Here is a 10,949-nt window from a genome sequence, read left to right as displayed (position 1 = left end):
ATCATCAGCCCCCTTCACCAATAGTGTAATTCATTTCACTATGATGACTCCATTCCAATTATGGGGCTTTGAAGAAATAGCTTAGTGAGAGGGAAAACCTCCCTCACTTTTGACGGAAACGGGCTAAAATCGAGCCATTCGCCAAAAAATGAGGGAGGTTTTCCCCTACGTGCTCGCATTTTCGGGCAATTCGCCCGAAAGAGAGGGAGCTTTTCCCTCTCTTGTTATCAGGCAAACGCTCGCCAATCGCCGTGGACCCAGTTTCCGGCCAACACCGCCGCTGCCGCGACGCTCTCACTTATGCACCCATAATTCCGCTATCGGCTTCAATAGCCCTCGCCGCCGAACATTCGCTGCCTCTTCGCCGCTCCGTCACCGGTGCTAACCGCTCCGCGAAACAGCCACTGCCGGCCGTTGCCGCTGCCGCGGACCACTGCTGCTATCGCGCAATGCAGCTGCCTCTGCCGCTGCGCGAACCCTACAACTGCAGCGTCGCGCCGCCCGCGATTTCGAAGGCGTCGCCGCCCGCGCTGATCCAGACGGACACCGCCGACGGGTTGTGCACGATCGCGCCGCTGACGGAGAACCGCAGCCGCTCCAGCGCGCGCATGTACTCCACGATCTCCGCGTTCGTAGCGTACCAGATGTCGTCGCGTCCGCCTATCTGCTCGCCGAACCGGTCGACGAGGTCCCAATTGTTATCGTTGTCGAACTCGTAGCTATGGCCCCACACATAGAACAACGCGAGTCTCGGATACCGCGACTGCAGGGCGTTGAACTCGGCCGCCTTGTCCACCATCTGCTTGTGATGGCAGGTCGGGTCCCAGAGCAAATAATTCGACGGCAGGCGGAACGTGCCGTGGCTCGCCACCGTACGGGCATACTCAATGCCGACGGCAGGCAGCAATTGCACGACCCGGTCGCTCCACGTCCCGAATGGATAGCTCATGCCCCGCACCGGGTAACCGACCAACGCTTCCAGCGCCGCCCGGTCTTCCATCAGCTCCATGACGATCCGATCGGACGGAGTCTGCTCCAGGAAAGGATGCGTGACCGTATGCGCGGACACTTCATGCCCGGCGAACAAGCCCGCCAGTTCTTCCGCCGTAATATAGTTATCGTGCCCGAGCTTGCCGGAATTCAAATGAAAGGTGCTTTTCAGTCCGTATGTATTCAGCTTCTCCACCAACCGACGATCCTGGGTGCGGCCGTCGTCGAAGCTTAACGTCAACGCCTTCGTCTTGCCGCCCGGGAACCGGTCATACCGAATGTTCAATTCCTCTCTCCTCCAATCCCAATGTAGAAGTACAAGACTGACCTGATGTTACTCCAATATAGCACGTCCCCCTCATGTTCCGTAAGTACAAAAATTCGCACAAAACAACCCCCTGCCCAGGTTCTTTAACCAAACCAAGGCAGAGGGCTTACTTACTAACTCAGGTAACAATCAATTCGCACTAGCCGGCACTTTCGCGAAATGCGCGGCGACTTTGCGGATCGCGGCGATGATGTCCTCGATATCCCGCTCCGTGAAAAACTCGTTCACGGAGAACCGGATCGCGGTCTTCAGGATGTTCTCCGCATTCGGGCAATCGCCCTCGCTGTACGAAATATCCGACAGGTCGAACGGGAAGTGGCTGCCGAGATACGCTTGGCGCTTGACGAACATCGGCTGCAAGTACATGACGTTCGCGATATAGCCGGCCTGATTCGGAATGCCTTCCGCCGCGAGCGCTTCGCTGAACTCCTTGCGCGTGCATGTAAGCTGCGACTCGTCGAGCGTCATCATGTAGAACCAGTACGTGCACTGGTTGCCTTCGACGACCTTGTGCGGCTGGATGCCCGGAAGCCCGCTGATCCCCTGCGTAATCCGGTCGCCGTACTGGTTCCGCTGCTCGCAGATCCACGGCAGCTTCTTCAGCTGGGCGATGCCGACCGCGCCTTGCAGCTCGGTCATCCGGTAGTTCGGGGCCAAGTAGTGAAGGTCCTTTTGAACCTGATCGCCGAACCGTTTGAAGTTTTTGTCCGCGAACGCATGCGTCGTCAGGAAGTCCTGCTCGTCGCCGGAGTTAACCGTTACGATCCCGCCGTCGCCGGTCGAGATGTGCTTGAAGTCGTTCGTGCTGAAGCAGCCGTAATCGCCGATCGTCCCGCACAGACGGCCTTTGTACTTGGTCAAGTAGCTCTGCGCGCAGTCTTCGATAACCTTCAGGTTATGCTTCTTCGCGATCTCGAGGATCGGGTCCATATCGGCCGGGTTGCCCGCCAAGTGCACGACGACGATCGCCTTCGTCCGCGGCGTAATCTTCGCTTCGATGGACTTCGGATCCATATTGTATGTGTTCGGGTCGAGATCGGCGAACACCGGGATCGCATTCTGGTACAAAATCCCGATGAGCGTCCCCTGGTCGGTGATCGGGCTAGTGATCACTTCGTCCCCGACGGTAATGCCGGCCGCACCCAGCGCCACGTGAATGGAAGCGGTGCCGGAAGTAGTCGCGACGCTATACTTGACCCCATACAGGTCGTTGAAGTCGCTCAGGAACTGCTTGACCTTTTTGCCGAAATGGTAGAACAGCGTGTTTTGCTCCAGCGCCTCGAGCAGCTCCTTCGCTTCGTCCAGCCCGAATCGCTTGCCGGTGCCGAAGGACGTGGTCTTCGTCTTCGGTCCGCCCAGAATGGCCAATTTCTCGCTCATCGCTCAAATCTCCTTTATTCATCCGATTTTGTCTCCATTATAAAGACGGCTGAGAACGGTTACGCGCCATTTCGTATATCAAAACAGGCCAAAAATTGCTACAATACTGACAGGCAGCAACACAACTCACGAGCAATGCCGAGGTGCAAACCGATGACGACCTTTCCGGTGTTTCAAGATACCATTCGATTGAATATGTTCAAAAAGGGCGAGCTCCCGCTCTTCATGAGCTACTACAACATGCAGGGGGGGTACCCCAACCATCACCACGAGTTCGTCGAGATGTCGCTCGTGACGAACGGGACCGGTACGCAGACGGTGAACGGCGTGGAGCATCCGCTTCGTCCGGGCAGCGTCTACCTGCTGCTCCCGCACCACCTGCACGCCTTCACATACAAGGAAGACGAGCCGCTGAAGAAATTCATCTGCATGTTCGACGTCAACCTGCTGTTCCAGGCGGATTTCGCCGAGCTGGGACAATGGCTGCCGAGGCTGTCGGACGACGTGCCGCCGTCCTACGACCTGCAGCCCGCCGCCTTCGAGGCGATGCAGAGGGTGATGGCCGAGCTATGGGAGGAATACCAGGCGGACCGGATCGGCAAGCAGGGCGTCATGCGCCTGAAGCTGCTGGAGTCGGTGTACATGTTCTTCCGCAGCCATCCCGGCTTCTCGGCGCTCGGACAGCCCGCCGTCTCCCAGCCGCAGGAGTGGGAGTACATCAAATACGTGAACACGCACTTCATGGAGGAATCGCTGTCGCTCGAACATGTGGCCGACCGGTTCCATGTCAGTGTCTTCGTCGTACGCAATGCATTCAAGAAGCTGCTCGGCCGCAACTTCCTTGAATATTTGCATCTGCTCCGGGTGAGAAGAGCCGCGAGCCTGCTCGCGGCCACCGATATGTCCGTGTCCGAGATCGCTTATGACGTAGGATTCTCCTCCCTGCGCTCGTTCACCCGCGTGTTCAAAGAAACGAACGGCATGAGCGCCACCGATTACCGGAACGCCCATGCCGTGATCGAATAAACCTTTATTTCAGCACGCCCGCCTTCTTGAGATCGTCCATCATGACGGTGCGGACCTCATTGCCTTTGTACTTCTCGTTATGCTGCTTCACGTACTCGTTCCATCCGGCGTCGTCCAGCGGGGCGGCGTTGTAGATGAACTTCGCCATCATCTCCTCGCGGTACTTCTTCAGGTCGTTGATCAGCTCCGGCCGTTCCTTCGCGCCCAAGCTATAGACGGATGTCGTCTTGCCTTCGCTTGCGATCATCGCCTTGACCACATCCAATTCCTTCGGATCGCTGTACTTCAGCTTCAGGATATCCGGCTCGCCGAAGCGGGTCGACAGACCGCCGTTCATCGAATACACGTTCAGATAATCGCTTTGCTTGCCCGGGATAATCTCGGACACCTTGCCGTTCGCCTTCTTGTGGCTGACGCCTTCCTCGCCGAACAGCATCAGCTCCTCCCCAATGCCGCCGTACATCCAGTTCGCGAACTCCAGAATCCGCTTCACCTTCTCCGGATCCTTCGCAGCCTTCACCGTAATGCCGATCGCGTTCACGACCGTCGACTTCGGCGCCGCCGAGACGACGCCCGCCGGACCCTTCAAGGCCGGCACATAGGCCAGCTCCGCCTTCGGGAACAGCTTCTTCAAGTTCTCCAGCTGGGTACGCGGGTAGTCGCCCGTCATCATGAAGATGCCGGCCTGCCCCTGCTCAATCTTCTGCGTCTTGCGGTTCGCATCATTCGTGGCGATATCCGGATCGAGCGCGCCGTCCTTCATCAGCTTGTTCATGTATTGCAGGTAGGCGCGCAGCTCCGGCGACGTGAACCCGCCCTTGATCTTCGTGTCGCCCTCGGTCATGAATTCGTCCGGGCTGGTGAAGCCCATAAACGGCCCGATCAGGCCCCAATAGTCTTGGCACGTCATACACCCGGTAGCGGTAAAGCCGTACGTGTCCTTCTTCCCGTTCTTGTCCGGATCCTGGGTCGCGAACGCCGTCGCCACCGCGGCGAAGTCCTCCACCGTCTCCGGCATCTTCAGATTCAAGGCGTCGAGCCAATCCTTACGGATGAAATAGCCGAGCACGGACGGAGACGGGCGCACCGGAATGCCGTAATACTTGCCGTTCTCGTCCGTCATGGAGCTCAGCATGTCGTTCGTCACCCATTTCATGTTGGACGGGAGGTTCTTCGTGTTGAGCAGATCGTTCAGCGGAATGATGTATTCCTGGGATGCCGCCGTACGGTAATCCTTCATATTGAAGAAATAGATCAGGTCCGGCAAATCGTTGGACGATACCCGGGTGCCGAGCTTCGCGCGCCAGTCGTCCGACTTCCCGTTCGTAACCGTAAATTTCAGATCGATCCCCAAGTCTTTCTTCGCCTGGAGCTTGATCGGATCTTTCTCGGGAGCCGGCAGCTCGACGGCCGACGGATACCAGCGGTCGATCTCGAGCGTAATCGGCGTACGGGATTGGGACGGGCTCGCACTCGCGCCAGTTCCCGGCGTGGCCGTCGAGGCCGGCTTGGCGTCCCCGCCGCTGCAGGCGGCGAGCAGAATGGAAGCGAGACTTAAGACCGCGACTACTGGTTTGATTTTGGACATACCGGACATCTCCTCCAATAAGTTAAGTGTACTTCATACCGAACTGCCTTACTAGACTAGCCTTTGATCGAGCCAAGTAGGACGCCTTTGGTAAAATGCTGCTGCAAGAACGGGTACACGATCAGGATGGGGAAGATCGTCACGACGACCGCCGCCATCTTAAGCGCCTCGCTCGGCACGTAATCCTCGATGTTGCCCATGATCTCGCTCGCGTCCGGCACCATCAGCATTTTTTGCAGAACGGGCTGCAGCGGGTGTTTGGCCGTATCGCGCACATACAGCACCGCCTCGAAGAACGAATTCCAATGCCCTACCGCGTAGAACAGCCCGATCGTCGCCATAACCGGCTTGGAGAGCGGGAGAATGATTTTGCGCAGCGTCTGCAGCTCCGTCGCTCCATCGATGAGTGCCGCCTCCTCCAGCCCTTCCGGCATATTCTCGAAAAACCCTTTCATCACGAACGTATTGAACACCGACACCGTCCCCGACAAAATCAGCACCGTGTACGTATTCAGCAGGCCGAGCCATTTCATCAGCAAATATTGCGGAATAAGCCCCCCGCTGAAAAAAATCGTGAACAGCAGCACGAGCAAGATGACCTTCCGGCCGGGCAGCGTCTTCTTGGCGAGGCCGTAAGCGAGCATCGTCGTAAGCACGAGACCGAGCAGGGTCGACGTCCCGGTAATGAACAGCGAATTCAGAAACGCCCGGGGAATCTCCGAATTCTCGAACAGCTGGCGGTACGCCTCGAACGTAATATGGCGCGGGATGATGATGAATCCTCCGTGCCGGATCACTTCCACGTAAGGGGTGAGGCTGACGGACAAGATGTAGAAGAACGGGAACACTGCCAGAAATCCGCTAACCGCCAACACCGCATAATTGCATACGTAAAACAATCGTTCCCCTCGGGACGTTCTCATGATGGATGACTCCTTCCGCTACCAGAGCTGCGAATCGAATTTTTTGGCGACGCGGTTCGCGCTGACGACTAGGATCAGCCCCACCACCGACTTGAACAAGCCGACCGCCGTGGCGAGGCTAACCTTATTCTCCACGATCCCGGCCCGGTACACCCACGTGTCGATAATGTCGACCGAGTCATAGACGAGCGGATTGTACATGGCGAAAATCTGGGTAAAGCCGGAATCCAGCACACTCCCGAGCCTTAGCGTCAAGAGCAGAATGAACACATTGCGGATGCCGGGCAGCGTAATGTGCCAGATTTGCCTCCACTTGTTCGCCCCGTCCATGACCGCCGCCTCATAGAGCTGCGGATCGATCGCCGCGAGTGCCGCCAAATAAATGATCGCCCCCCAGCCGAGGTCCTTCCAAATGTCCGAGAACACGATGACCCAGCGGAACCAATCGTTCGACGTCAAGAACGGGATTGGCTGGAAGCCGAGCTCCTTAATCCATTGATTGATCAGGCCGTTGCTCGTCGCCAGGAACGCCAGCACGATGCCGTAGATGATGACCCAGGACAGGAAATGCGGCATGTACGTCAAAGTCTGTACGACCCGTTTGAACACCCGGCCCCGCACCTCGTTCAGCAGGATCGCGAAGACGACGTCCGGCGCCATGCCGAGCCCGATCTTCAGCAGGCTGATCACTAGGGTGTTCCGCAGCAACCGCCAAAAGTCCGGGCCTTCGAAAAACTGGATGAACCATTTGAATCCGACCCATTCACTTCCGGTGATCCCCTTGAATCCGTTATAATTTTGAAAAGCAACTACAATGCCATACATCGGGCCGTAGCGAAACAGCAAAATGTACAGCAGTCCGGGCAAGATCAGCATGTAGCGGTACCGGTGCTTGATCAGCACGGTCAGCCATGCCGGTCGAGCGCGGGGGACTGGACTTGGATTCACCTCCAACGCGTGGGTTGTTACAGTAGGTTCTCTCTGATCCATAGGGCTTGCTCCTTGATGATGGTTTTGATGGGTGGCGTAATTCTCATTGTAAGGAGCTTCCGTCCGCCAGACTTTTCGGTTTTTTATCCAAACCTTTCTGATTTTTGGCATGTGGCCGCCGATCGGGAAGCATTGTCCAACATCTAAAACCGAAGCAGGTTTCCCAAAAAAATACGCATGTGCATCCGCCGCCGAAGCGGTATAATAGATCAACTCGACTCCAGGGAGGTGCGATGTCGCCCATGCACTGGCTGCGCCGGCCGAAACTCGGCATGAAAATGTTCCTGCTCAGCTTCCTCTCCACCAGTTGCCTGATCGTCCTGCTGGGGTACGGCTCGCAGCAATACGTCTACCACCAATTCACGAAGCAGCAGACGGGCTATGTCGCGCACTTGCTGGAACGGACCGATGTTCTGCTCAATCAATTCATGAAGGATTTGCAGGGCAACCTGCTCGCGCTGTCGAAGGACGAACGGCTCCTGTCTCCGGATAAGGCCGAGGTCACCAAGCTGCTCGAGAACCACAGGCTGTATTGGAATTACGACATCAAAAATTTGTATGTTATCGCCCCAGACGGCCAAATGACCGGCACCTCGGGGTACTTGTGGGAAATCAAAGGGGCGGAGCACGTCAAGGCGATCCTCGAGCATGACGTCCCGGGCTCGGCGGTCACGTATTGGACCGAGCCTTACATGTCGCCGGTGTCGGACTACACGATTTCATATATTGTGCGTATGCTGGGGCCCAAGGGGGAAATTCTCGGAAACCTCGTGGCCGATCTCGACATCCAGGGGGTGCTGGCGGCTTATGGGGATTGGACGTATACGTCCCGGCAGGATTTGCTGCTGCTGAGCGCCAAAAAACGGCCCCTCACCGTGAACAACCCGTATGTGCAATACGACGTTTATAAGAAGCAATACGATCTGGCCGGGCTCCCGGAAGAGTTGATGGAGCGCACGCTGGTCGAGCCTTACAAGACGAAAGATACCGCCGGCAACCCGATCTACGTGACCCGCATGACGAACAACAAGTGGGGCTGGCAGGTGATGGCCGTCCTGAAGGAAGAGCAGATGTACGCCTCGATCCGTTGGATCCGCACGTACGCGCTGCTGATCGGGCTGCTCGGCATCGTGCCGTGCGCCATCGTCTCGCTCTGGCTGTCGCGGACGATGACCCGCCCGATGAAGGCGCTAGCGCGCCAGATGGAGAAGCTGAGCGCGGGGGACTTCCGCTCGACGGTCGAGCAGCGCTACCGCGACGAGTTCGGCATCCTCGTGTCGACGTTCAACAAGATGGTCGGGCGGATCAAGCAGCTTATGGACGACCTGGTCACGACGGAGAAGGCGAAGAAGCATTACGAGCTCAAGGTGCTGCAGGCGCAGATGCAGCCGCATTTTCTGTACAATACGCTCAACTCGATCAGCTATTTGTCCAGGCACGGACAATCGGAAGAGGTCGACCGGATGATCACAAGCCTCTCCGCGCTCCTCCCCCTCCATATGGATAAGACCGAAGAGCTCGTCCCGCTCGCGCAGGAGCTGCAGGCGGTCGAACATTACGTCTACCTGATGTCGGTCCGGTTCCCGGATCAGTTCGTGCTGGAGGTGGACGTCGAGGAAGCGACGCTGCCGATGCTCGTGCCGAAGTTCTCGATTCAGCCGCTCGTCGAGAACAGCCTCTATCACGGCATTCTGCCGAAGCTGCAGCCGGGCTCCATCGTCGTCACGAGCGAGGTGACGGCCGAAGGGGTGCGGGTGCGCATTGCCGACGACGGCGTCGGCATCCCAGAGGCGGCGCTGACGGAGCTGCTGAAGCCGCCGGCGGAACCGGCGGCGACGGACGTCTCGCGCTACACGCACTTGGGGGTGCGCAGCATTCATGACCGGCTTGGGCTCTATTTTGGTGCTCCGTACGGATTGAGGATTACGAGCGATGAAGGCGTGGGCACGGTCGTGGAAATGCTTCTGCCTTTTACTCTACATGGAACGGATAAGGAAGTGCTTCGGGAAAAGCGTAAGGAAAGGAGGACGGAAGATGATACCGGAAGCGAACGGACACGGGCTCTCGGATGAGCCGCTCAAGGTGCTGCTCGTCGATGACGAATATATGGTGCTCGACACGCTGCTCTCGCTCATCCGCTGGGACGAGCTCGGGCTCGAGGTCGTCGCCACCGCGATGAACGGGAAGATCGCGCTCGAGAAGTGCGCGCTGCACCAGCCGGACCTCATCGTCACCGACTTGACGATGCCGGTCATGAACGGGCTCGTGCTGATGGAGACGCTGAGCCGCGATTATCCCCACACCCGCTTCGCGGTGCTCACGGCGCACAAGGACTTCGAGTACGCCCAGCGCGCGGTCGAGATGCGCGCGCTCGGCTACTTGCTGAAGACGCCGATGAACGCCGAGGCGATCGAGCGCACGCTGCAGAAGTGCGCCGAGACGGTCCGCCTCGAGCATCGGCTGCAGCGCCGCGTCCGCCGCGCGGAGCATATTCAAGCCCAGCACATGTGGGCGATGCGCGGCCGCGTGCTGGACGATCTGCTGCGGGGCACGCACATCGGAGCGGAACCGCTCGCGGACGTGTTCCCCTGGTATGCGAGACCTGCAGGGTCTGCAGGGAGCAGTGGCGCCAGCAGCGGCGTCGGAGGGCGCGCGTCGGCATATATTGCCGTATATATGACGCTGGAGGAGCGGCAGCAGTTTTTCGCACAATACCCGGAGTCCGACCGGCCCCTGCTCGATTACACGATGCGGCAGGCGGCGCTGGAGACGATCGCCGAGCTCGGGGTCGGCACGGTGCTGCCCTTCCGGCAAGGCGAGCTCGTCCTCGTCGTCGGGCTGCCTACCCCGGAGAGCAAGGCGCAGTCCGAGTCGCTGCTGCACCAGCTGTGCGACCGGCTCGCCCAGTGGTTTCACCGGTACTTCGGCGCGGCCGCCCGGTTCGGGGTAGGCGAGACGGCCTCCGAGCTCGGCCAGATGAAGCGGGCGATCACCGAGGCGATTGCCGCGGCCGAAGCGGCGTTCTACGAGCCGGCTGCCGTACATTATCATTATTGGACGGCAGCCCGGATCTGGAATAAGGGCGACCGGATGGATTGGGACGTGCTGGAGCAGCGTGTGCTCGCTGGGTGGGGGTCTTCTTCCGTGGAGGACCGTCTGAACGGCTTGCGCGAGCTCCGGGAGTTTGTACGCCAAAACCGCCCTCTGCCTGGATTACTGAAGCAAAAGGCGGTCCACTGGCTGGAGTCCGTATATTCCGTTACGCTGCACCGGCTCGATTGGAGCCGCCTGGCCGACAATGCCCCTCACGACGTCTGGTTCGAGACGCTCGAGAAGCTTCTGACCCGGGTGCCTCGCCAGGAACCTCAGCTGTACGACGGCCTGCATCCCGACATCGGCAAAGCGATCCAATACATCTACGAGCATCTGGGCGACAATGTGACGCTGTCGCGTGTCGCCGAGCATATTCATATGAACCCGAGCTACTTGAGCCATTTGTTCAAAGAAGAGACCGGGGAGAACTTTCTGGATTTCCTTACTCTCCAGCGGATCGGGAAAGCGAAGGAATATTTGGCCTCCGGCAAATACAAAAACTATGAATTGGCGGAGAAAACCGGGTTCATCAGCTACCCGCATTTCTGCACCGTGTTCAAGAAGCTGACCGGCATGACGCCGAGCGAATACCGAAAGCGCCAGACGCAGTGAACTATGCGCTGGCGCTTTT

Annotated in this window: 8 protein-coding genes; 3 read left to right on the top strand and 5 right to left on the bottom strand. The window is 58.4% G+C overall.

Annotated elements, in window-relative coordinates:
• Positions 1 to 478: 478 nt before the first annotated feature.
• Positions 479 to 1,276 carry a polysaccharide deacetylase family protein gene (locus ACI5FR_RS31795; protein WP_405462084.1) on the bottom strand — a complete coding sequence of 266 codons (798 nt, stop codon included), beginning with the start codon at positions 1,274 to 1,276 and terminating at the stop codon, positions 479 to 481.
• 171 nt (positions 1,277 to 1,447) lie between these two features.
• On the bottom strand, positions 1,448 to 2,698 hold the full coding sequence (locus ACI5FR_RS31790) for a DegT/DnrJ/EryC1/StrS family aminotransferase (RefSeq protein ID WP_405462081.1): 1,251 nt from the start codon (positions 2,696 to 2,698) through the stop codon (positions 1,448 to 1,450).
• Positions 2,699 to 2,851: 153 nt separating this feature from the next.
• On the opposite strand from ACI5FR_RS31790, the gene ACI5FR_RS31785 reads away from it, so the two are divergent.
• The gene (locus tag ACI5FR_RS31785) at positions 2,852 to 3,724 is read left to right on the top strand and encodes an AraC family transcriptional regulator (RefSeq protein WP_405462078.1); all 873 of its coding nucleotides are present in this window, start codon (positions 2,852 to 2,854) and stop codon (positions 3,722 to 3,724) included.
• Between the two features lie 4 nt (positions 3,725 to 3,728).
• Here ACI5FR_RS31785 and ACI5FR_RS31780 read toward each other — a convergent pair whose 3' ends face one another.
• The 3 genes from ACI5FR_RS31780 to ACI5FR_RS31770 are packed head-to-tail and all read right to left on the bottom strand — an operon-like array spanning position 3,729 to position 7,225.
• Positions 3,729 to 5,312, bottom strand: a complete 1,584-nt coding sequence (locus tag ACI5FR_RS31780) for an extracellular solute-binding protein (protein WP_405462076.1) — start codon at positions 5,310 to 5,312, stop codon at positions 3,729 to 3,731.
• 56 nt (positions 5,313 to 5,368) lie between these two features.
• Complete coding sequence (locus tag ACI5FR_RS31775) at positions 5,369 to 6,235, bottom strand: carbohydrate ABC transporter permease (protein ID WP_405462075.1); 867 nt, start codon at positions 6,233 to 6,235, stop codon at positions 5,369 to 5,371.
• Positions 6,236 to 6,253: 18 nt separating this feature from the next.
• Positions 6,254 to 7,225: an ABC transporter permease gene (locus ACI5FR_RS31770; protein ID WP_405462073.1), complete on the bottom strand. Its 972-nt coding sequence runs from the start codon at positions 7,223 to 7,225 to the stop codon at positions 6,254 to 6,256.
• Positions 7,226 to 7,458: 233 nt separating this feature from the next.
• On the opposite strand from ACI5FR_RS31770, the gene ACI5FR_RS31765 reads away from it, so the two are divergent.
• Together ACI5FR_RS31765 and ACI5FR_RS31760 are read left to right on the top strand one after the other, a co-directional pair.
• Positions 7,459 to 9,297, top strand: a complete 1,839-nt coding sequence (locus ACI5FR_RS31765) for a cache domain-containing sensor histidine kinase (RefSeq protein ID WP_405462070.1) — start codon at positions 7,459 to 7,461, stop codon at positions 9,295 to 9,297.
• A complete protein-coding gene (locus tag ACI5FR_RS31760) occupies positions 9,260 to 10,930 on the top strand; it encodes a response regulator (protein WP_405462067.1) in 1,671 nt (556 codons plus the stop codon). Before ACI5FR_RS31765 ends, ACI5FR_RS31760 begins: the two co-directional genes overlap by 38 nt.
• Positions 10,931 to 10,949: the final 19 nt, after the last annotated feature.

Source organism: Paenibacillus sp. HJGM_3 (assembly GCF_045062745.1).
Lineage (GTDB): Bacteria > Bacillota > Bacilli > Paenibacillales > NBRC-103111 > Paenibacillus_AA.
Note: the sequence above shows the minus strand (reverse complement) of the source record. Positions and strands in the feature narration are given on the sequence as shown.

What these genes read in the sequence shown, in the direction of transcription:
- ACI5FR_RS31760 (WP_405462067.1), top strand. Translation starts at nt 9,260, where the DNA reads ATGATACCGGAAGCGAACGGACACGGGCTCTCGGATGAGCCGCTCAAG.
- ACI5FR_RS31775 (WP_405462075.1), bottom strand. Translation starts at nt 6,235, where the DNA reads ATGAGAACGTCCCGAGGGGAACGATTGTTTTACGTATGCAATTATGCG.
- ACI5FR_RS31780 (WP_405462076.1), bottom strand. Translation starts at nt 5,312, where the DNA reads ATGTCCAAAATCAAACCAGTAGTCGCGGTCTTAAGTCTCGCTTCCATT.
- ACI5FR_RS31790 (WP_405462081.1), bottom strand. Translation starts at nt 2,698, where the DNA reads ATGAGCGAGAAATTGGCCATTCTGGGCGGACCGAAGACGAAGACCACG.
- ACI5FR_RS31785 (WP_405462078.1), top strand. Translation starts at nt 2,852, where the DNA reads ATGACGACCTTTCCGGTGTTTCAAGATACCATTCGATTGAATATGTTC.
- ACI5FR_RS31770 (WP_405462073.1), bottom strand. Translation starts at nt 7,225, where the DNA reads ATGGATCAGAGAGAACCTACTGTAACAACCCACGCGTTGGAGGTGAAT.
- ACI5FR_RS31765 (WP_405462070.1), top strand. Translation starts at nt 7,459, where the DNA reads ATGTCGCCCATGCACTGGCTGCGCCGGCCGAAACTCGGCATGAAAATG.